This window comes from Taklimakanibacter deserti, assembly GCA_003574785.1.
Map to the genome: position 1 here is coordinate 23,330 of QORU01000007.1, position 20,690 is coordinate 44,019.

Annotated in this window: 17 protein-coding genes; 13 read left to right on the forward strand and 4 right to left on the reverse strand. The window is 61.3% G+C overall.

Annotated elements, in window-relative coordinates:
• Positions 1 to 60: 60 nt before the first annotated feature.
• Positions 61 to 339: a hypothetical protein gene (locus DS839_RS15265; protein WP_119271286.1), complete on the reverse strand. Its 279-nt coding sequence runs from the start codon at positions 337 to 339 to the stop codon at positions 61 to 63.
• Positions 340 to 535: 196 nt separating this feature from the next.
• On the opposite strand from DS839_RS15265, the gene DS839_RS15270 reads away from it, so the two are divergent.
• Positions 536 to 2,101, forward strand: a complete 1,566-nt coding sequence (locus DS839_RS15270) for an FAD-binding oxidoreductase (RefSeq protein ID WP_119271287.1) — start codon at positions 536 to 538, stop codon at positions 2,099 to 2,101.
• Between the two features lie 25 nt (positions 2,102 to 2,126).
• Here DS839_RS15270 and DS839_RS15275 read toward each other — a convergent pair whose 3' ends face one another.
• Positions 2,127 to 3,323 carry a D-alanyl-D-alanine carboxypeptidase gene (locus DS839_RS15275; RefSeq protein ID WP_162918547.1) on the reverse strand — a complete coding sequence of 399 codons (1,197 nt, stop codon included), beginning with the start codon at positions 3,321 to 3,323 and terminating at the stop codon, positions 2,127 to 2,129.
• A 128-nt stretch (positions 3,324 to 3,451) separates the two neighbouring features.
• Positions 3,452 to 4,288, reverse strand: a complete 837-nt coding sequence (locus DS839_RS36470; RefSeq protein WP_162918548.1) for a hypothetical protein — start codon at positions 4,286 to 4,288, stop codon at positions 3,452 to 3,454.
• A gap of 407 nt (positions 4,289 to 4,695) precedes the next feature.
• On the opposite strand from DS839_RS36470, the gene DS839_RS15295 reads away from it, so the two are divergent.
• Positions 4,696 to 5,979 carry a nucleotide sugar dehydrogenase gene (locus DS839_RS15295; RefSeq protein ID WP_368911675.1) on the forward strand — a complete coding sequence of 428 codons (1,284 nt, stop codon included), beginning with the start codon at positions 4,696 to 4,698 and terminating at the stop codon, positions 5,977 to 5,979.
• Positions 5,980 to 6,999, forward strand: coding sequence for an NAD-dependent epimerase (locus tag DS839_RS15300; RefSeq protein ID WP_119271294.1), 1,020 nt, complete (start codon positions 5,980 to 5,982; stop codon positions 6,997 to 6,999).
• A 12-nt stretch (positions 7,000 to 7,011) separates the two neighbouring features.
• Here the strand turns inward: DS839_RS15300 and DS839_RS37205 are convergent, their stop codons facing one another.
• Positions 7,012 to 9,621 (reverse strand): mannose-1-phosphate guanylyltransferase/mannose-6-phosphate isomerase, encoded by a 2,610-nt coding sequence (locus tag DS839_RS37205; RefSeq protein WP_438816527.1) that lies wholly within the window; start codon positions 9,619 to 9,621, stop codon positions 7,012 to 7,014.
• Positions 9,622 to 9,883: 262 nt separating this feature from the next.
• Here DS839_RS37205 and nusG point away from each other — a divergent pair, with 262 nt between their 5' ends.
• The 10 genes from nusG to DS839_RS15355 all read left to right on the forward strand — a co-directional run bounded on the left by nusG (position 9,884) and on the right by DS839_RS15355 (position 20,687).
• A complete protein-coding gene (gene nusG, locus DS839_RS15310) occupies positions 9,884 to 10,414 on the forward strand; it encodes a transcription termination/antitermination protein NusG (protein ID WP_119271296.1) in 531 nt (176 codons plus the stop codon).
• Positions 10,415 to 10,738: 324 nt separating this feature from the next.
• On the forward strand, positions 10,739 to 12,076 hold the full coding sequence (locus DS839_RS15315; protein ID WP_119271298.1) for a sugar transferase: 1,338 nt from the start codon (positions 10,739 to 10,741) through the stop codon (positions 12,074 to 12,076).
• 64 nt (positions 12,077 to 12,140) lie between these two features.
• Positions 12,141 to 13,202, forward strand: coding sequence for a UDP-glucuronic acid decarboxylase family protein (locus DS839_RS15320; RefSeq protein WP_119271300.1), 1,062 nt, complete (start codon positions 12,141 to 12,143; stop codon positions 13,200 to 13,202).
• On the forward strand, positions 13,199 to 14,029 hold the full coding sequence (locus DS839_RS15325; protein ID WP_119271301.1) for an FkbM family methyltransferase: 831 nt from the start codon (positions 13,199 to 13,201) through the stop codon (positions 14,027 to 14,029). The genes DS839_RS15320 and DS839_RS15325 overlap by 4 nt, the downstream gene beginning before the upstream one ends.
• 27 nt (positions 14,030 to 14,056) lie before the next feature.
• Positions 14,057 to 15,394, forward strand: a complete 1,338-nt coding sequence (locus DS839_RS15330; RefSeq protein ID WP_119271303.1) for a lipopolysaccharide biosynthesis protein — start codon at positions 14,057 to 14,059, stop codon at positions 15,392 to 15,394.
• Entirely contained in the window at positions 15,384 to 16,757 is a 1,374-nt protein-coding gene (locus tag DS839_RS15335) for an oligosaccharide repeat unit polymerase (RefSeq protein WP_119271305.1), read from the forward strand. Before DS839_RS15330 ends, DS839_RS15335 begins: the two co-directional genes overlap by 11 nt.
• Positions 16,754 to 17,755, forward strand: a complete 1,002-nt coding sequence (locus DS839_RS15340; RefSeq protein ID WP_119271307.1) for a glycosyltransferase — start codon at positions 16,754 to 16,756, stop codon at positions 17,753 to 17,755. Before DS839_RS15335 ends, DS839_RS15340 begins: the two co-directional genes overlap by 4 nt.
• A 143-nt stretch (positions 17,756 to 17,898) precedes the next feature.
• Positions 17,899 to 18,297, forward strand: a complete 399-nt coding sequence (locus DS839_RS15345) for an acyltransferase (protein WP_162918549.1) — start codon at positions 17,899 to 17,901, stop codon at positions 18,295 to 18,297.
• A 24-nt stretch (positions 18,298 to 18,321) separates the two neighbouring features.
• Positions 18,322 to 19,512, forward strand: a complete 1,191-nt coding sequence (locus tag DS839_RS15350) for a glycosyltransferase family 4 protein (protein ID WP_119271311.1) — start codon at positions 18,322 to 18,324, stop codon at positions 19,510 to 19,512.
• On the forward strand, positions 19,509 to 20,687 hold the full coding sequence (locus DS839_RS15355) for a glycosyltransferase (protein WP_162918550.1): 1,179 nt from the start codon (positions 19,509 to 19,511) through the stop codon (positions 20,685 to 20,687). Before DS839_RS15350 ends, DS839_RS15355 begins: the two co-directional genes overlap by 4 nt.
• Positions 20,688 to 20,690 lie beyond the last annotated feature (3 nt).

Genomic DNA, 20,690 nt, shown 5'->3' on the forward strand with positions numbered 1-20,690 from the left:
CAGGATTTGCCGGTAAGAGACTACTCACCGGCCCACCCTGATCTCGCAATGTGGCTCCCTCTACGGCTGCGTCGTAGAGGGCTGAGTCGTAGAGGGCTGCGTGGTCGTCGTCCCCTGATCGGTGGTCGACGGCTGCGTCGTGGACGGCTGAGTCGTGGACGGCTGCGTGGTCGTGCTCTGGTCGGTGGTCGACGGCTGGGCCGGAGCAGGCTGCTCAGTCGTGGTCGTGGCCGGCGGCGCAGTTGCTTCCTGCGTGCCTCCGAACCAACCTGCGTAATAGCCGATGAGCAAAAGGATGATAACGACCACCACGGCAATCACGATATTTCGCGTATTCATGGTTCAACTCCGTGTTGAGGTGGGCAGGACATGCTCCGTAGGCGGGCCGACTTGCCAGCCGCTTTTCTCGCCCCCTAGGCGTTACCAATACGCGAGTCGTGGCCCTGCCTGCAACGGGGACAGTTTACGTCGAAGGTTCCGTGCTTCAATACTCCTTTAACGGGCCATTCAAGGCCGTTCGCAGCGGAGACGGTTCATGGGTGAGCGCTTGAAGTTCATTGGCTGGGGGACCGAGAACTCAGGCCTGGACGAAGCGGAGCGGAACCTGCTGTTCGGCTTCCTCGCCGATCGTCTCGGCATCGAGCCCCGGCTCGTCGCCCCGCCGCGACTGGCGGACATCGGTCTCAGTCCATCGCGTGTCGTTCCGCCCGCCGCTATGGCCCATCTGTTCACGACCGATCCCTATGAACGGTGCCTCCACACTTATGGAAAGTCCTACCCTGAGACGGTACGCGCCTTTGCGCGCGATTTCGCCAACGCGCCCGACCTCGTCGCCATTCCGGCGAGCGAAGCGGATGTGACCCAAGTGATGGAGTGGGCGAGCGGAGCGAATGTCGCCATCATCCCGTTCGGCTGCGGCTCCTCGGTCGTCGGCGGCGTCGAACCCGACATCGGCGATCGCTACGTAGGCGCCGTCAGCCTCGATTTGCGCCGTTTCGACCGCATGGTCGAGGTCGACCGGTCGAGCCGCGCGGCGCGCATCCAAGGCGGGATGCGCGGCCCCGCGATCGAGGCCGCGCTCAAGCCCCACGATCTTTCGATCCGTCACTATCCGCAAAGCTTCGAATTCTCCACTCTCGGAGGCTGGATCGCGACCCGGTCGGGCGGGCACTTCGCCACGCTCTACACCCATATCGATGATTTCGTCCAAAGCACCCGCACCGTCACCCCTCAAGGCACCCTGGAAACGCGCCGCCTGCCGGGCTCGGGCGCGGGTCCGAGCCCGGACCGCCTCATCATCGGCTCCGAGGGGGCGCTCGGCGTGATCACCGAAGCCTGGATGCGGCTGCAGGATCGGCCGCGCTTTCGCGGTGGCGCCGTTTTCGGCTTTCCCGACCTCTTTGCGGCGGCGAGAGCCGTGCGCGCTGTCGTGCAATCCGGCCTCTACCCCTCGAATCTTCGCGTCATCGACAATCAGGAGGCCGGCATCTATGGCGTGAACGATTACCAAGAAACGATCCTGATGCTCGCTTTCGAGTCGGCAGATCACCCCGTCGAAGCATGGACGAAGCGAGCGATCGAGCTGATCCAGGACAATGGCGGCCGGCGCCATCCCGACGACAGCGCCGCCCAGGCCTGGCGAACGGCATTCATCCGCATGCCCTATGCACGGGAATTGACGGTTCCGCTCGGCGTGATCAATGACACTTTCGAGACTGCCGTGACATGGGACAAATTCGAGGAATTTCACACCGCGGTGAGCGCCGCGACCGCGCAGGCGATCGAGGAGGCTACCGGCCGGCCCGGAACGGTTTCGACCCGGTTCACCCATGTCTATCCCGACGGCCCTGCCCCCTATTACACATTCAATGCACAGGGCACGCCCGGCCGGCTTATCGAACAGTGGCGCCATATCAAGACCCGTGCCTCGGATGCGCTGATCACCGCGGGAGGAACCATCACCCACCATCACGCCGTCGGTCGCGATCACATGCCCTGGTACCGCCTCCAGCGCCCGGCTTTGTTCGGCAAAACCTTCGACGCCGCCAAGAGCGTCCTCGATCCAGCCCGGATCCTCAATCCGGGGGTACTGGCGGATTGAGACGATCCGCTCATAAGTTCACGGCCTAATCGACCGAAGCCTGCTCGAGGATGGGCTTTCCGTTGGGCACATAGGCCCAGGGTTCCGCGCCGGTTGCCTCGATCAATGCGCGCAGGAAGGCATCCTGCCGCCGTCTGGCTTCCGGAACCGGCACCCCGCTGTTCAGCACGGCAAAGGCGACGGCGCCATATTTTGGCGTGCGCAGGACACCGGCGAGCGCCGATGCACCGACCGAGCCGAATGTGCCGGTCTTTCCCACAATACGGGCGCGATAGGGAGTCTCGTCGAGACGTTTCTTGAGTGTGCCGGCGTCGAGACCATTGACGGGCAGGACATCGGGCAAATCCTTGCCAAGGCCGCGCAGTTGCTTGCGCAGCTCCCACAGGATCGCGACCGCCGCACGTGGACTCATGCGATTCAACTGTTCGGCACCAGCCGCATTGGTAATGGTGACTTCCGAGCGCAAAGCGGATGGGAGACGTTTGCGTATCATAGCCTCCACGGCTTGCGGGCCGCCGATGCGATCGGACAGCGCGTGAAAGACGTTGTTCGAATATCCGTTCAAGGCCTTGACGATCGTGCCGAGCGGCGGCGAGTGATTTGTGACGAGGACCTTGCCGGATGTCTGGTGCGGTCCGCCGGTAACGAATTTCAGCGCCGCCTTGTTCAGCCGCGCGGACGGCTCGCCAATCGATACCCAGGCCTCACCGCCGTCGAGCCCCTGCAGCGCCCGCTTGAGGCGGTGGCCTTCGGGATCGGCCTTCCAATTGAAGACCAGCGGCCCTTCCACCTTTATGTCGCCCTTGATTTCATGCAGCGCCTGTGCCTCCAGCTTGCGCAACATCAGAAAAGCATTCTCGAAAATGAAAAAGGGATCGCCGTTCGCGCGCACGACGAGGTCGCCGTCAAGGCTGTCGTCGCCGACCGGCCCGCCCGCCACAAACTGCGTCTCGAATCGATGGCCGTATCCGAGGCGTTCAAGCAGAGCGAGGGTCGTCGCCACCTTGGTCACCGAAGCCGGATGGACAGGGCGGGCTTCTTGCTGCGCGACAAGGACGGTTCCGTCTTCTGCCTGAACCAAGACGCCTTGATCGCTCCCCAAATGGGTGGCTGCAAGCTTTTGGAGTTCGTTGGACCTTGCGGCGGCGATGTTGAGTGAAACGAGAAGAATGCAAATGAAGTTCAATCTCAAAATCGTCGCGCGCCACAGACCTCTGGTCACGGCAAGGCTCCAAGAAAGGATGACGCTAGCAAGTGCAGCACTTCTCGTGTCGGAGCGCAACCAAGCCCGTCTAAAGATGCTGCGCGGCTCCGAAAAGCCGCGCAGCATCATCCCTATTGGAGAGGTTTTTAGAGCCCGGCGAGCTGGGCAAGGACGCGACAAACCATCACCGCGTCGCGGTTATAGGCCGCCGGATTGCTCAGCACCGAAACACACTTCTTCTTCAGCTGGGCGCGCTCGGTCGCGGAGAGGCCCGCGATCTCACTGCTGATGCCCGGAGGCGTGCCGGGGTTTCCCGGATCGTTGGGATTGCCAGGATTGCCAGGATTGCCGGGATTACCCGGATTGCCGGGCGTGCGAGGCTTCTTGCCACCGACCGAGATGGCGACCTTCACGGCGACGCCCTTGCCAACCTTGGCCGCTGCCTTCACCTTGAGAGCACCAAGCCCGACGAAGGCTCGGCCCTTGAGCAGATTGCCGTACTTGTCGATCACAATGACCTTGCCCTTGACCTTCAGTCCGGCCAAGGCGACCTTCGCGTTGACCTTGACCAGGCTATGGCCTTTCAGCGCATAGACATTGGCGTTGGCCTTGAGCAGGTGGGCGGCCTTCACATTTACGCGGACGAGATTGCCGTAGCTGTCGAGCGCATAGACCCCGGCCCTGATACCGAGAATATTGGCCTTGAGCTTTACCAGCGCCTTGTTGGTAAGCGGCGAAGAGCCGATGACCCCATGCTTGCTTGACGTCGTGCCCTTGCTGGCCAGCCCGTGAGTGCTCGCACTGTTCGTCCCGTGAGTGCTCGTACTGTTTGTCGTGCCGCCAACAATGCCGCCCGCGCTATCCTTGACCCCACCGACGATACCACCCACGGAGCCGGTGACGCCGCCAACGACGCCGCCCACCGCACCCGTGACGCCGCCAACCACGCCGCCGAGCCCGCCCGATTGGGAGGGAACTGCCATGCCGGCCAACACGATTATTGAAGCAGTCGCCGTTAATACTTTCAGTCTTCCCGTAAGCCTTGTCATAGCACACCTCTCTTTTTGAAAGATTGAGCATCTTGACAATGCGTCAACTCGGGTTTTGTTCGTGGGCTGCTGTGTTCACACGCAAAATTACTTCGGCCTGATCCTTTTTATTTGAAAGACTTTTAGATTTATTTGAATAATACCGTCAGTGTTTACTATTGTGAAAAAATAGCGCGATCTTGAATGCAGGTGGAAATGCGGAAATGGCAAATTCGTGCAATTCGACAAAGAATGTCATATTCCGGCCCATGATGGACAATCCCCCGAAGCCTCGCCGCCTTTCACCGCAATCGCGCAAACTCAAGGCCGCAGCCCCGGCCCTCAGCCGGCAGCCGTAGCCGATGCCGTCCGACATGGAGAATGAGACCGTTGCGGTCATCGGGCTCGGCTATGTGGGCCTTCCGCTCGCCGTGGAATTCGGCAAGAACCGTCCAACCTTGGGTTTCGATATCCGAGAGGAGCGCGTCGCGGAGCTGCGCGGGGGTCGGGACAGCACACGCGAAGTCGACCCGGCTGAACTCGCGCAAGCCAAGCAGTTGAGTTTTTCCAGCACGCCCGGCGATCTGAAGAAATGCCGGTATTTCATCGTGGCCGTCCCGACGCCCGTGGACCTCGCCAACCGGCCTGACTTGCGCATCTTGCATGAGGCGTCGAAGACCGTGGGCCAAGCCATCGGCAAGGGCGCCTATGTCATTTATGAATCGACGGTCTATCCGGGCTGCACCCGCAACTACTGCGTGCCGATCCTCGAGCGCTTCTCCGGGCTCAAGATGAATGAGGATTTCTTCGTGGGCTACAGCCCCGAACGCATCAATCCGGGCGATCGCGTGCACCGGCTGACGATGATCACCAAGGTCACCAGCGGCTCGACGCCCAAGGCGGCCGAAGTGGTGGATGCCCTTTACGCATCGATCATCCCGGCCGGCACGCACAAGGCGCCCTCGATCGAGGTCGCCGAGGCGGCGAAGGTCATCGAAAACACACAGCGCGATCTCAATATCGCGCTCATGAACGAACTTGCCATCATCTTCAACAAGCTCGACATCGATACCGGCGACGTGCTCGCCGCGGCATCATCGAAGTGGAATTTCCTTCCCTTCCGTCCAGGCCTCGTCGGCGGCCACTGCATCAGCGTCGATCCCTATTATCTGACGCATCGCGCCCAGGAGATCGGCTACCACCCGGAAGTGATCCTGGCGGGCCGGCGCATCAACGATCGCATGGGCCCCTATGTCGCCGACCGCGTGGCCCGGCTGATGATGGCGCGCGGATTTCCGGTCGTCGGCTCGCGCATCCTGGTGCTCGGATTGGCGTTCAAGGAGAATTGCCCCGATTTGCGCAATTCCAAGGTCATCGACGTGATCACGACCTTGCGCGAATACAACGCCGTGATCGAGGTCTGGGACCCGCAAATAGACGTTGCGGAGGCAAGGAGCGAATTGAAGCTCGACATCCACGCGACGGCGCCGCCGCCCGCTTCCTACGATGCCGTCATCCTGGCCGTCGCCCATAGGGAATTCGCCGAGCTTGGAGCGGAGAAGATCCGCGCCTTCGGCCGCCCGGGAGCCGTCTTCTTCGACGTCAAGGGCGTGTTCGCCAAGCATGAGAGCGATGGACGGTTATAGATGAGAATTCTGGTCACCGGTGCCGCGGGCTTTATCGGCTTTCACACCGCCAAGCGGCTGATCGAGCGCGGCGACGAGGTTGTCGGCTTCGATGTGGTCAACGACTATTACGATCCGTCGCTGAAGGAAGCGCGGCTCTCTCTCCTCGGCAAGTCGGCGAAAACGGCGCAAGGCGACTGGCGGTTCATTCGCGCCGATCTGACGGATCAGGCGGCCGTCAATGATGCCTTCACGGAGCCCTTCGACCGGGTGATCCATCTCGCGGCCCAGGCCGGCGTGCGCCACAGCCTCACCCACCCGCGCGACTACATCAACTCGAATGTCGTCGGCTTTCTCAACATCCTGGAAGCCTGCCGGGCGCAAGGCACCCCGCATCTCACCTATGCATCGACGTCGAGCGTCTATGGCGCCAACCGGAAGATGCCGTTCTCCGAGCATGAGATCGCCGATCACCCGCTGCAGCTCTACGCCGCCACGAAACGGTCGAACGAGCTGATGGCGCATGCCTACAGCCATCTCTTCCGGCTGCCGACGACCGCCTTGCGGTTCTTCACGGTCTATGGACCGTGGGGACGTCCCGACATGGCGCTCTTCCTGTTCACCAAGGCCATCCTGGCCGGTGAACCGATCAATGTGTTCAACGACGGAAAGCACACGCGCGACTTCACCTATGTCGAGGACATCGCCGAGGGGATCATGCGCGCGTCCGACCAGATTGCCGAACCCAATCCTGAGTGGGATCCGATGCGGCCCGATCCCGCCACCTCGGCTGCGCCGTTCCGGATCTTCAACATCGGCAACAACGCGCCGGTGAAGCTGATGGACTATATCATGGCGATCGAAGAAGCGACGGGCAAGAAAGCCACGATCACATATCAACCGCTGCAGGCGGGAGACGTGCCGGATACTTTTGCCGATGTCTCCGCTCTCGTCGAGGCCGTGGGCTACAGACCGTCCACCCCGGTGCGCGCAGGCGTGCAGAAGTTCGTGGAATGGTACCGGACTTACTATCCGGGGTGAGCCGCAAAGCCTTCACGTCAGCGTTTGATTATAGGCGCCGACCTCGGCATGCTCGCGGATGACGGAATCGAGATCGGCGAACATGGCGCGCAGCTGCGCCTCGGAGGCAGGGCTTTCCACGACCACGACGAGCTCGGGCTTGTTCGACGACGCCCGGACCAGGCCCCAGCTTCCGTCCGCTATGCTGATGCGCACGCCATTGACCGTGGTCAGTCCGGTTATCGGCTTGCCCGCCATCGTCGCGCCCGCGGTATGCATGTCGCGCAAGCGGGCCGTGATGCGGTCCACGACGTCGTATTTCACCTCGTCGGCGCAATGGGGCGACATGGTCGGCGAGCCCCAGGTGTGCGGCAGGCCGCGATAGAGATCGGCCATGGACGCCTGCGGATTGCGATCGAGCATCTCGATCACGGCGATGGCGGTCACAAGTCCATCGTCGTAGCCACGCCCGATCGGCGCGTTGAAGAAGAAGTGACCGGATTTCTCGAAGCCGGCCAGCGCTTTCAGATCGCGGACGCGGCGCTTGATGTAGGAATGACCGGTCTTCCAGTAATCGGTCTTGACGCTGCGGCCTTTCAGGACAGGATCGCTTTCATAGAGGCCTGTCGACTTCACGTCGACGACGAATCGGGCATCGGGATGGAGCGTCGAGAGATCGCGCGCCAGCATCACGCCGATCTTGTCGGCAAAGATCTCGTGCCCCTCATTGTCGACAATGCCGCAACGGTCGCCATCGCCGTCGAAGCCCAGAGCGATATCGGCGCCCGTCGCGCGAACGGCGTCCGCCATGGCGTGAAGCATCTTGAGGTCTTCGGGATTGGGATTGTAGCGCGGGAAATTATGGTCGAGATCGCAATCGAGCGGCACGACCTCGCAGCCCAATGCGGTGAGAATGCGCGGCGCAAAGATCCCGGCGGTGCCGTTGCCGCAAGCCGCCACCACCTTGAGCGGGCGCTTGAGCTTCGGCCGGTCCGTCAAATCGGCGATATAGCGCTCGCCGAAGCTCGAATGAAAGACATAGGAGCCGCCGCCGCGCAGGTCATATGCCCCTGACAGCACGATGTTTTTGAGCTCGGCCATCTCTTGTGGGCCAAAGGTGACCGGACGATCGCATCCCATCTTCACGCCGGTCCAGCCATTGTCGTTGTGCGAGGCCGTGACCATCGCGACCGCCGGCACATCGAGGGCGAACTGGGCAAAATAGGCCATGGGCGAGAGTGCCAGGCCGATATCGTGGACCCGGCAGCCCGCCGCCATGAGGCCGGTGATCAAAGCCTGCTTGATCGCGCCGGAATAGGAGCGATAGTCATGGCCGGTCACCACTTCCCGGGCGACGCCCTGCCGGCCAAGCAGCGTTCCGAGACCCATGCCGAGCGCCTGAACGCCCATCAGATTGAGTTCCGGCGCCTTGTCGGCATGGGGATGCCCGAACCACCAGCGCGCGTCATATTCGCGAAAGCCCGTCGCCTTGATGAGCGGCGCCGTCTCGAGGAGAGCCTCGTCGAAGGTCGTGTCCGCGGTCGGTCCTGGAAACGTCCCGGTCGTTGGCCGAGCATGACTGCGCGTTAGCGGCGCATGACTTTTCTTCAATTGCTCGACGAGCATCTTGACGCCAGCAGCGTCATCGCGGCGCGCGACGAGAACTGCATCGTCGGTCGCGACGACAGCGAGGTCGCTGACGCCTGCCAAGGCTATCAGAGGTCCGTCGCTCGACACGATATTGTCCCTGGCGCGCGCAAAAACAGCCTCACCCTTTGCGGCATTCCCGGCTTCATCCCGCGGCGAAAGCTCGCGCACGGCCGCCCAGGAGCCGACATCCGACCAGTCAAACGAGGCGGGCATGACCGCGGCCCGCGAGGTCCTTTCCATGACGGCGTAATCGAAGGACAGCTTCGCCGCCCGAGCGAAGGCCGGGGCGTCGAGATGATGCTCATGCCCGTTTGACTTGGCCTTGCTCACGGCCGCACGCACCGCTGCCAGTGTTGCCGGATCGCTCTCTCCGTAGGCATCGGCGAGTGCCGAAGCCTGGAACAGAAAATTTCCGGAATTCCACAGATATCCCCGCTGAATGTAGCGTGTGGCCGCCACGACGTCGGGCTTTTCCACGAATCGCGTCACCACATGGACACCGCCCTCTATCGCCCGGCCTGCTTCGATATAGCCATAGCCGGTGGCCGGGTGGTCAGGAGCAACACCAAAAGTGACGATGTGGCCCGATTTCGCGGCGGCAAGTGCTGCGCGGCACGCCGCCTGAAAGGCCGCGACATCGCGAATCACGTGGTCGGCAGCAAGAGTCAGGACAATTGCGTCGCTGCCTCTTTCTTGGGCAATGAACAGAGTCCCCGCCAGTATGGCGGGGCCTGAATCGCGGGCCTCAGGCTCGAGAACAATGTCCGCAGAAGTGTCGAGCTCGCCCAATTGTTCTCTGACCTGCGAGCAATATTTGCCGTTGGTGATGATCACCGGCGAGCCGAACACCGCAGGATCCGACGTGCGTCTGACTGTTTCCTGGAACGTGGACAAGGTTTCAAAGAGGTCAAGAAACTGCTTCGGCCGATCTTCGCGCGAGGCAGGCCACAGTCGCGTGCCAGAACCGCCACAGATGATGAGAGGGATAATCAGACGCTCTCTCCTTTTTACTTACAGGAAATTACTTACGGGAAGCACGGATAACGCAGTATATTTCGTTTAGACTGCAAACTCATAAACAATTTCCACCCTTGCTTTTCGGAACGGAGAGCCGCGAAGGGCGACTCCTCGGTTGTGTTATCGGCTTTTTCTTGTATTACTGGCGCTGTGGCCGGACCATCCGAGTTTACAGCGGAGTTTCCGGCCAACGTGTTCAGATGGGCGGCATTTGACTCTCACTCGTGGAGACCTGCTCATGGGCTTATCCCCGCCGTTACAGCAATGGTATGTTGCGAGCACGCATCGTGGCGCGGAGGACAGGGTCGAACAGCACATCATCCGCCAGGGCTTCCGGTGTTTCGTTCCGCGGCAGGTCAGGACGCTACGTCATGCCCGGCGGCAGTATGAGAAGCGTTCGGCATTCTTTCCCGGCTATCTTTTTGTCTCCTTCGACCTCACGCGCGACAGATGGCGAGCCCTCAACGGCACGATTGGCGTCCGGTCGCTGATCATGCAGGCCGATCTCCCGATTTGCTGTCCGCCCGGCCTGGTCGAGCACTTTCTGGATTTGACCGACGCGGACGGCATTCTCAACTTTGAAGCCGTGTTCACGCCGGGACAGAAAGTGCGTGTCGTGCGCGGCCCTTTCACATCGTTGTCGGGCCGTTTGGTAAAACTTAACAATAATGGTCGCGCGCAAATCTTGCTCGAGATCATGAATGGTAATATCAATGTCACGATGGCGACGCGAGATATTGTTCCGGGTTTCATTGAAGCCACGGAATAACTAGGGAAAGAGTTCGGGGGGAAGTGCTTTCACCCCGAAGTGCGGTAGCTTTTATCCGCAACGATCCGGGCGCCTCGATAATCATTCAACAATTTACGTTGCGTAGAGAAAACGGCCGGCGAGAGATTCTCGGGGTCATGGCGCTTTCGTTTCTTGTCTCGCTATTTCGCGATTTTTCCGTATCAAAATTCCAACTAAAAACTGAAACATCCTAACAAAAATTACCATGCGTAGCAATAAGAAATCCCACGCAGCGACGCATATTCCGGAGAGAACAGCGCCATGCGCCGTCAGTGAGTTCTTCGTACCAGGGCTGGAAGCGCCATGACCGATCATGCCAAGCCAGAGTCGTTTGGATTTGCCACCGCCGGCGCAGGCGTAAGCGCCAGAAGCAGCGGGGTCCAGCGGACAAAACGGCATCCGCTCCTCAGGATCCGCGTCCAACTCCCCGGCGGCCTTGCCTGCGCCATCGGCTTGCCGCTCCTCGTCGGCATGGCGAAGTATCAGAGCGTCCTCCCCTACGACAATGTGCAGAATACGGTCGTGGCGGCGGTCATCGCTCATCTTCTGGGCTATGCGATCTACCGCCGGCTGGGCTCCTTTCCCGGCACGGCCGCTTCGCGCTACATCCTCCCCACCTTCGCCCTGACCTACGGACTGGTGTTCATGGCCATCTTCTTCCTGCGCCTCGACTACAACAGGTTGCAGGCGGCAGGATCCTTCACATTGTCGGTGCTATGGTACTTCGGCCTCACTCTCGTCACCCGGCGGCTGGAAATCTATCGCTTCGGTGTCGTGCCGGGCGGCAATGTGGCCGGGCTGCAGGCTATTGGACGCGCGATCTGGTCCTATATTCCCTCCCCCCATGTGAGCGTCGGAGAGGTGCAGGCCGTGATCGCAGACCTCCGGGCCGACCTTTCGGCGGAATGGGAGCGCTACATTGCCGACAGCGCGCTCTCCGGCATACCCGTCTATCACGTCAAGCAGGTGCGCGAATCTCTGACCGGCCGCGTCGAGATCGAGCACCTGTCGGAAAACACACTGGGCTCGCTCAATCCCGCCTCGTTCTACATCCAGTGCAAGCGCATCGCCGACTGGCTGATGGCGGCACTCCTGGTCATCCCGCTCACGCCCGTGGCATTGGCCATCGCATTGATCATTCGCCTGGAAAGTCCTGGCCCTGCGCTTTTCCGCCAGCAGCGAATGGGCTTCCGCGGCCGCATCTTCACCTGCTACAAGTTTCGCACCATGACCGTCGACCAGCAGGTCGGCGCGGATGGGCGCCAGGCGGCGATGACCAAGCAAGGGGATCCTCGCATCACCCGTGTCGGTCGCTGGCTGCGCTGGACGCGCATCGACGAAATTCCGCAGATCATCAATATCCTGCGTGGCGAGATGAGCTGGATCGGGCCCAGGCCCGAGGCACTCGCTTTGTCGGAATGGTACGAAAGCGAGCTGCCCTTCTATCGCTATCGCCACATCGTCATTCCCGGCATCACCGGCTGGGCGCAAGTGAACCAAGGTCACGTGAGCGAGGTCGGCGATGTGCTCGAGAAGCTGCAATATGATTTCTACTACATCAAGAACTTCTCGCCGTGGCTCGACATCGTCATCGTGTTCAGGACGATCGAGACCATGGTGACCGGCTCCGGCGCCCGGTAGCGCCTTTGTCGCGATTTCTTCCGGTCATGTCCGTCTATCAATTTCCAACACAGCGGGGAGCGTGATGCAGAAAACCCAGATCCGATCGGGGCCGTCCGATCGCAAGACAGTGCTGATCACCGGCGGCGCCGGCTTCATCGGATCGCATCTATGCGACCGGCTGCTCGACATCGGATACGAGGTGATCTGTCTCGACAACTTCTTCACCGGCTCGAAACGCAATGTCGAGCACCTGATCGGCACCCCCCGCTTCGAGCTCCTGCGTCACGACGTGACGTTTCCGCTCTATATCGAGGTCGACCAGATCTACAATCTGGCCTGCCCCGCCTCGCCCGTCCATTACCAGCACGACCCGGTGCAAACGACGAAGACCAGCGTGCATGGCGCCATCAACATGCTCGGCCTCGCCAAGCGACTGCGTTGCCGCATTCTGCAGGCGTCTACCAGCGAGGTTTACGGCGACCCGGCGATCCATCCGCAGGTGGAGACCTACTGGGGCAACGTGAATCCGATCGGGCCACGCTCCTGCTACGACGAGGGCAAGCGATGCGCCGAGACGCTGTTCTTCGACTATTGGCGCCAACATGCGCTCGAGATCAAGGTGGCGCGCATCTTCAACACTTATGGCCCGCGGATGCATCCGAATGACGGACGCGTCGTGTCCAACTTCATCGTGCAGGCGCTGAAGGGCCAATCCATCACCATCTATGGCGACGGTGCGCAGACGCGCTCCTTCTGCTACGTCAGCGACCTGGTCGACGGCCTGATAAGGCTCATGGACAGTGCGAGCGACTTCACCGGACCGGTCAATCTCGGCAATCCGAGCGAGTTCACCATTCGCCAGCTCGCCGAGACGGTCATCGAGATGACAGGGTCGAAGTCAAAGCTCACCTTCGCGGAACTGCCGGTGGACGATCCCAGGCAGCGTCAGCCGGACATAGGACTGGCGCGGGAAAAGCTTCGCTGGCAGCCGACGATCGCGCTGCGCAACGGATTGCGGAGCACGATCGAGTATTTCGATCGCCTGCTCAGCGATGCGCCGCGCTCCCCGGACCGGCGGCATAGCGAGCCGACGGTCGAATTCGCGGCCGCGGCCCCTCAAACGAGTACTGTAATCACTCAATGATCGCCGTAGCCAAACGTCTCCTGAGACCCTGGGTCGAACGGATCCCCACGGTTGCCAGGACCTATCGATCCCTGCGCGACCGCCGAGATTTGCATCGGCCTGCTCACGCTACCCCATACGGGTTCCGGTTCGTCGGCAATCCCATGTTCGTAGACGGCCGCTATGAGCCGGCGGAAACAGCCAAGGCTCAAGAGCTGTTTCGCAAATGTGACGTCTTCGTCAATGTCGGTGCCAATCAGGGATATTACTGCTGCCTGGCCGGCAGCCATGGCGTTGCGACGATCGCAATCGAGCCCGATCCCCTGAACCTGCAATATCTGCTGACAAACATCACCGAGAACCGGCTCGAGCAACGCATAGAAGTTTTCCCGCTGGCCGCCAGCAGCGAGCCCGGCATCTTGCGACTCTACGGCACCGCGGCCGGGGCATCTCTGGTGGAAGGCTGGTCCGGCTCAGCCAGCGCCAACAGCAAGCTGGTTCCCGTGAATACGCTGGACAATATCATCGGTGACCGGCTTTCCGGGCGCAGATGCTTCGTGCTCATAGATATCGAGGGACATGAATTTCCCGTGCTGCAAGGGGCCCAAAAATTGCTGGATCAGCAGCCGAGGCCGGTATGGATCATCGAGATCCAGGTCCACGGGCATCAACCTTCGGGCAGGGTCATAAATCCGCAGCTGAGATCCACATTCGAGATGTTCTGGTCACGCGGCTATGAAAGCTGGACGGTGGAAGACAAGCCACGACCCGTTCTTCCGGATCTGATCAGAAGAATAGAGTCTGAAGGCGACGATCTTCTCGGGGTTTACAATTTTCTTTTTGCATAAAGTATCTTCCTGGCAGGGATTCGCGCCATGAGGCTGCCGCCCGCCCTGCGGTTGCTGCGGATAAACATCGTCCTGGCCGCGGCGTCTTTCCTGTCGAGTGTCCTCTTGGCCCGCGCCCTCGATCCTGCCGGTCGCGGCGATCTTGCCAATCTGCTCTTGTGGCCGACATTTCTGGCCAATATCGGCCTGCTTGGCGTTCACATTTATCTGGCGCGGCAAGTGGCGGCGCGCAAAGACGCAGCCGCCCTGTATTATCATGTCGGGATTCGGGCGGCTCTCGTCACCAGCATCGTTTTCTCGCTGCTGTGCGCGGCAATCCTGTTCTCGGGAGCCGTACCGAGTCTCGCCGGACTGAACCTCCCCACCGCTCTGAGCGCTATCCTGATTCTGCCGTTCAGCGCATGGAACGCGCTGCAAGTGCAGATCGAGCTCGGGCGCAGCAACTTGTCCACCTACAACTGGGCGCGCGCCAGTTTTTCGCTGCTGTATCTCGGGCTTACCGCCGTGCTTTGGGCGACGGCCACGTCTTCCGCGGAAACCTTTCTCTTCGGATATCTATGTGCCGCCGTCTTCTCGGCTGTCTCGACCCATATTCTCGTTCGCCGGGGAGAGCATGGTGTGTCTGCCGCGCCGTCGCAGCGATCGGCGGGCGGCTTGCAGGCGCTTGCCGCCACATTCAAGGCGGCATGGCCGTTCGCTCTGTTGATCGGGGTAACGGGGCTCGTGTCCGCCATAGACCGCGTCGCGCTCAGCCTGCTGTTCGACGCGCGAACCATGGGCATATATGTCATCGCGCTGGCGATGTCGCAACTTCAGACCATCATCAACGAGTCCATTTCGCCACTCTTCTTTCCACGGCTGTCCCAGAAGGAGGCGATCAGCGACGCGGATCCCCGATGGCTCGGCATGCGACTGCGGCAGGTGGTGCTCATCAACGCTTTGATCGGCGTGTTTCTCATGGTCGCCGCGCCGCTGCTGCTGCCGCTGGTCTTCGGCTCGGCCTATATGAGCTCGCTCGATATTGTTCACCTGCTCATAGCCGCCACATGCCTGCGGAGCATGATGCGGCCTTTCGAAGAAGTCCTGAAGGGCGGCAACCGTCCGCTGCAGCAGGCCGCCGCAACCATTGCGATGATCGTTGTCTTCATCGCCGGCGCGGCCTTGGCCGCCCTGATGCATAGCGTCCAGGGGATAGCGCTGGCGCTGGTGATCGCCTCGCTGACCGGGCTCGGGATGGTCGCGGCGACCGTATCGCGCGAAAGCGGCATCGGTATCGCCAGCCTGCTGTTTCCCCGGCTCAAGGACGTTGCCGCGCTGCTGTTTGAAACAATGAGCATCCTGAAGCCCAAAGATCGTGCTGTCTGAATCCGTCATATACGTCCTGCATTGGGTGTTCGTGCTGGCAGCGCTGACCTTCAGCTTCGTGCGCAGCAGGCACTACCTGCACCCGCATTTTCTCTTCACCTTGATGCTCTGCGTGCTGGTGAGCGACTTCCTCGTGCGCGGCTACGAGGACCAGAATCTCATCTTCATGTCGAGAGAGGACATCTTTCAGTATCAGCTCAGCATCCTGGCCATCCTCTCATCGATCGTATTCGCAACCGCCTTCGTGCGCGATCCGGTTCTGGAACGATACCTCCAATCAGCAGCGTTGAACCGCTCCGTCGGACCGGCCCTGCGGCGGATCATCTTTCTGGCGGCCATCGCCCTTCTCGCGGCCGACCTGACAAAGCGCTTCAGCACGGTCGGATGGTCGCTTGACGAAGTGATCCGCCAGTCCATGGCGCCGCGCGGCCAGCGCGATTGGGACCAGGCGCAGTACGGCGGCAACTTCGTCTTTGCCCTGACGACCCTGCTGCTGCCGCTCTCGGCTCTGGCACTTGCCTATCTTTTGGCCACCGGGCGCGGTATCGGCCGTCTCGTCAGCCTGGCGGGCTATTCCTTGGCCGTCGCCATTCTCGTCACCAATGGGAGCCGCACGCCGGTCGTCCTGTCATTCGGCGGAATCGCATTCTTCTTCATTCTGAAACAACGCACTCTGGTTGGTCGTATCGCCACGATCGCGGTTGTCGGAAGCATACTCGCCGTCCTGTTGTCGGCGATGTACCAGTATCGCTCCATTGGCTACGCCGGCGGCTCGAGCGCCACCGACGATGGTTCGTTCTCGCTCGTCTACCACCAAGATGACAGCTACTATCGTGCATTGGCCGCCTATGCACATTCCGACCAGTCGAGTGAATCCTGGTCGCCGTGGTTTTTCTTCTACACCATCGTCACAAACCCCATTCCACGCGCGATCTGGCCGGGCAAACCCCTCTTTACCCAGGACTTCTATGGCGATTTCAAACTCGAATACGTGACCATCTCGTTTCTGGGCGAAGTCGTCGCCATGGCGGGGAGCGGACTGTCTTTCCTGTTCTCGCCCCTGATCGGCCTCGGCCTCTATCTCATCCTGTTCAACTCCTTGAGGCTGGTCAGGTTTCCACTCGGCATTGGAGCCTATCTGCTGATGGCGCTTTACATCTATATGTCCATTCGCGGCCTGCCAAATCTCACGATGTTCATTTATCTGCCGGCTTGCGGCGTGATCCTGGTGTATATCCTCAACAGGATGCATAAGCCGCGGCAGGCCGTACCGCCCCCGCGCGCTGCCGAGACGCCGTGGCGAATGCAGCGGCCACGGCACGCCGCGCTGCCGGTTCATACGGCGGGAAGATCCTGGCGATGAAGCACGACATGCAACCCATTGCGCTCGATCGCCATGCGCGGCTGAAACTGCTGGCGGAGAGCTCGGAACGCCGCGCCGGAGAGGTCACTCCCGTCAGGTGGCATGGTCTTCTCGATCTATTGAGCCGCAGCATGAGCGGAGTCGGCGCCGCGGAACGCGATTGGCGCTACGCGCTCATCGGCAAAGCCCGCATTTTTGCCTGGCAGCCGTCGCTGGAAGCCATCGCCGCGACGTTGAGCAATCAGGGGCTCGTTTATCTGTGCTGGGGCATCCCCGCGCGCCGGGGATGGAAACACCATGCCTTCGTGTGGATGCTCCGCCGCGCACGGCATGTCCTGGTCAACGATGTGACGACCGGCGAAGAGGTCAAAGCAATCAGCGGCCGCATCGCCGTGATGGTCCCCTTCTTCATCGATATGGACTATTTCACCTTCAGCCCGATCCCGGGCCGCAGCGATTTCCTGTTTTGCAACGGAAGCAATGATCGGGATCCGAGCTTGCTGCTGGCTCTTGCCGAGAGTGGTTTCAGGATCGTCTGGCTCGTCAATGACCCGAAGCTCAAGGCCCAGTACGAAAAGCGGCATCCGCTGCTCGAACTGCGTTCGCGCATCTCCTTCGAAGAGCTGCGTGAACTGTACCAGACCTGCGCGCTGAACATCATGCCAAGCACGCGCGATACGCACTGTGCCGGACAGACCACATGCATGGAGGCGCTAGCATGCGGGGCGCCGGTCGTTATCTCCACCGGCCGGACAGCAAGCATTTTTTCCGATCTGCCCTCGGTATCGACTGTTGCGGGAAAGGAGATCGCTACGTGGATCACCGCGATCCGAGACCTTTTGAGCGACCGGTCTCTCGCGCAGAGGACGGAGCATGCGCGTCACATCCTGGCGCTCCGATGCTCGCGAGACCGCCTCGAGTATAGCCTCGCGCCGTTTCTCGGCTGGGGCAAGCGCAACTGGAACGCCGGCCATGCCGATGAGCGGCAGACGACATGATCGATCCGCTATCACGCTTCCGAGGCTTCCTTTTACGATTGACGTGTCCAATATTCTACAAGCACATCGGGCGCCGAACCACCTTTCATGGACGGGTTCGCCTGCCATTGCCCATGCGCAATGTCACAATCGGAAACGACTGCATGATAGGCGATTCGGTTTATTTCCAAGCCGGGCGCATCTCGGAAATCATCGTCGGCGACCATTGCAGCATCAACACCGGATGCCACATCGTGGCCGCGGAGCGTATCACCATCCGCGACAACGTCGCCATCGGCGAGTATGTCTCGATCAGAGATCAGGAACATCAGTTCAGTCCTGACGCCGGCGTTCGCGGACAAGGCTTCAAGGTCGAACCGATCACGATAGACTCAAATGTGTGGATCGGCCGCGGCGTATATATTGGACCAGGGACGACCATTCAAAGCGGCACGATCGTCGGTGCCAACAGTGTCGTGCGCGGGAAGTTCCCACCGAATGTGCTGGTTGCCGGCGCACCCGCGACGGTAAAAAAAGTCCTGCCGGACAGAAACACCAAATAAGTAAGACTCGCCAGGTACTGTCACATGCGCATTGCCATCGCCTTCGATAATTTTGGACCCTATCATATGGCGCGGCTCGCCGCTGCCGGCCGCTTCATGCGTGTTCTCGGCGTCGAGGTGGCCGCGACAAGCACGGAGTACGCCTGGAATGCTTCGAACATTCCCCCGGGCGTCGAGCATGCAAGACTTCTCGACGACGGCTCCGGCCGGTCGAACTGGTCGCTGCTGTTGGCCGCCTATGATAGTCGCGTCGCTCCCTGGCGCCCTGACGCGATCGCATTGCCGGGCTGGTCGTCGCCCGCGACACTTGCCGGCGCATATTGGGCGAGCAGGCGCGGCGTGCCGATCGTCGTGATGTCGGAGACCAACGCGACTGATTTCCACCGGCACACCGTGACGGAGCTTGTGAAGCGTCGGATCGTGGCGTTATTCCAGGCGGGTCTTTGTGGCGGAAGGCTGGCCCAGGCATATCTGGCGGAGCTGGGCCTTCCCCACGATCGAATTTTTGTCGGCTATGACGTCGTGGACAACAACCACTTCGACAAGGACTCCGTCACGACCAGCAAGATAGACAACACGCATAAGGCCATCGACCCGGCCTGGCGCGGCCGCTGCTTCCTGGCGAGCGCCCGATTTATCCCCAAGAAGAATCTGCCGCGCCTCGTCGAAGCGTTCGCCCGCTACCGGCGGGCAGCCGGCGCCTCGGCCTGGCCGCTGGTGCTGCTCGGCGACGGGCCTATGCGCGCGGAGCTCGAGGCCATGCGCACCGCGCTCGAGCTCGAAGCTTCGCTCGCCATGCCGGGCTTCGTGCAGTATGGCGAGCTGCCGCTTCATTACGGCAACGCGGGCGTCTTCGTGCATGCGAGCACGACCGAGCAGTGGGGGCTGGTGGTCAACGAGGCCATGGCATCCGGCCTGCCTGTCCTGGTGTCGGAGCGCTGCGGCTGCGCGCCGGATCTCGTCGAGAACGGCCGCAACGGCTACACATTCGATCCTCTCAACGTCGAGGCCCTGGCCGCACTGATGCTGCAGGTGTCATCCGACACGTGCGACCGCGCTGCCATGGGGCGCGCAAGCCGGGAAATCATCGATGCTTGGTCGCCGGACAGGTTCGGCCGAGGACTGAGGCAGGCAGCGGAGACGGCCCTGGCTGCGAGACCGAGGCAATCCGGCTTTATGGACAGAGGCTTGCTGTGGATGCTGTCAAGGAGATGAAGATCGGCGTGCTGACCGCGTCCATTTCGCGCCAGGCCGGCGGTCTGTTTTCATCGGTACGGTCCCTGGCGCGGGGAACGAAAAAGTCGGGATGCCAAGTCAAGGTGTTCTCCATCAACGATCAGTTTTCGGATGCGGATGCCGTGCACTGGGAGAGCATCGGGCTCGACCTTCACGCGCGCATGGGTCCTCGCGCCTTCGGCTATGCGCCAAAACTCGAAAAGGCGCTGAACGAGGCAGAGCTGGACCTGATTCACACCCATGGCCTGTGGATGTATCCGTCAGTCGCCGCACGGAGATGGGCGTCACGCTGGCAACGGCCCTTGGTGATATCGCCGCGGGGCATGCTCGATCCATGGGCGGTGCGGAACTCGGCCTGGAAGAAACGGCTGGCCGGATGGGCCTTTGAGAATAGGCATTTGCAACGTGCGGCTTGCTTGCATGCCCTGAGCATCGCCGAGTATGAAGCCATGCGGGGCTATGGTTTGGCAAACCCCGTCGCGGTCATCCCGAACGGCATCGACGTGCCGGCGCCAGAGCAGAATCCGGACAAGCCGCGTTGGGCATCCGATCTGCCGCAAGGCGCACAGATCATGCTGTTCATCGGACGTTTGCATCCGAAAAAGGGCCTCGCCCATCTGCTGCAGGCATGGGCGCGCCTTCCCCTACTGGCGCCCGAACGCGCAAAGTCTTGGCACCTGATGATCGCCGGGTGGGATCAAGGCGGCCACGAAGCCGAGCTGCGGCAACTGGCAAACACCTTGAATCTCGGCGAGACGGTGCGCTTCGTCGGCCCGCAATTCGGCGCAGAGAAAGCCGCCAGCCTCGCCTTCGCGAATGCCTTCATCCTGCCGTCCCACAGCGAAGGCCTCCCGATGTCCATATTGGAGGCTTGGGCCTATCGCTTGCCGGTGCTCATGACCGCCGAGTGCAATCTGCCCGAGGGATTCGAGGCCAAAGCGGCGGTCGAGATCGTGGCCGATGCGGAACGCGCCGCCGCGGCGCTTGCGGCTTTTCTCGATTTGCCGGAGTCGGAAAGGCTGACCATGGGCAATCGCGGCCGCCAGCTTGTCGAAGAGCGCTTCGACTGGTCCTCGATTGCGGCACAGATGTCGGCCGTCTATGCGTGGGTTCTCGGGCGTGGATCCAGGCCTTCCTGCGTGAGAACGGATTAGGCT

Excerpts from the sequence above, each read along its gene's own strand:
- DS839_RS15265 (WP_119271286.1), bottom strand. The coding sequence starts at position 339 with ATGAATACGCGAAATATCGTGATTGCCGTGGTGGTCGTTATCATCCTT.
- DS839_RS15270 (WP_119271287.1), top strand. The coding sequence starts at position 536 with ATGGGTGAGCGCTTGAAGTTCATTGGCTGGGGGACCGAGAACTCAGGC.
- DS839_RS36470 (WP_162918548.1), bottom strand. The coding sequence starts at position 4,288 with ATGGCAGTTCCCTCCCAATCGGGCGGGCTCGGCGGCGTGGTTGGCGGC.
- DS839_RS15295 (WP_368911675.1), top strand. The coding sequence starts at position 4,696 with ATGCCGTCCGACATGGAGAATGAGACCGTTGCGGTCATCGGGCTCGGC.
- DS839_RS15300 (WP_119271294.1), top strand. The coding sequence starts at position 5,980 with ATGAGAATTCTGGTCACCGGTGCCGCGGGCTTTATCGGCTTTCACACC.
- nusG (WP_119271296.1), top strand. The coding sequence starts at position 9,884 with ATGGGCTTATCCCCGCCGTTACAGCAATGGTATGTTGCGAGCACGCAT.
- DS839_RS15315 (WP_119271298.1), top strand. The coding sequence starts at position 10,739 with ATGACCGATCATGCCAAGCCAGAGTCGTTTGGATTTGCCACCGCCGGC.
- DS839_RS15320 (WP_119271300.1), top strand. The coding sequence starts at position 12,141 with ATGCAGAAAACCCAGATCCGATCGGGGCCGTCCGATCGCAAGACAGTG.
- DS839_RS15325 (WP_119271301.1), top strand. The coding sequence starts at position 13,199 with ATGATCGCCGTAGCCAAACGTCTCCTGAGACCCTGGGTCGAACGGATC.
- DS839_RS15330 (WP_119271303.1), top strand. The coding sequence starts at position 14,057 with ATGAGGCTGCCGCCCGCCCTGCGGTTGCTGCGGATAAACATCGTCCTG.
- DS839_RS15340 (WP_119271307.1), top strand. The coding sequence starts at position 16,754 with ATGAAGCACGACATGCAACCCATTGCGCTCGATCGCCATGCGCGGCTG.
- DS839_RS15345 (WP_162918549.1), top strand. The coding sequence starts at position 17,899 with ATGATAGGCGATTCGGTTTATTTCCAAGCCGGGCGCATCTCGGAAATC.
- DS839_RS15350 (WP_119271311.1), top strand. The coding sequence starts at position 18,322 with ATGCGCATTGCCATCGCCTTCGATAATTTTGGACCCTATCATATGGCG.
- DS839_RS15355 (WP_162918550.1), top strand. The coding sequence starts at position 19,509 with ATGAAGATCGGCGTGCTGACCGCGTCCATTTCGCGCCAGGCCGGCGGT.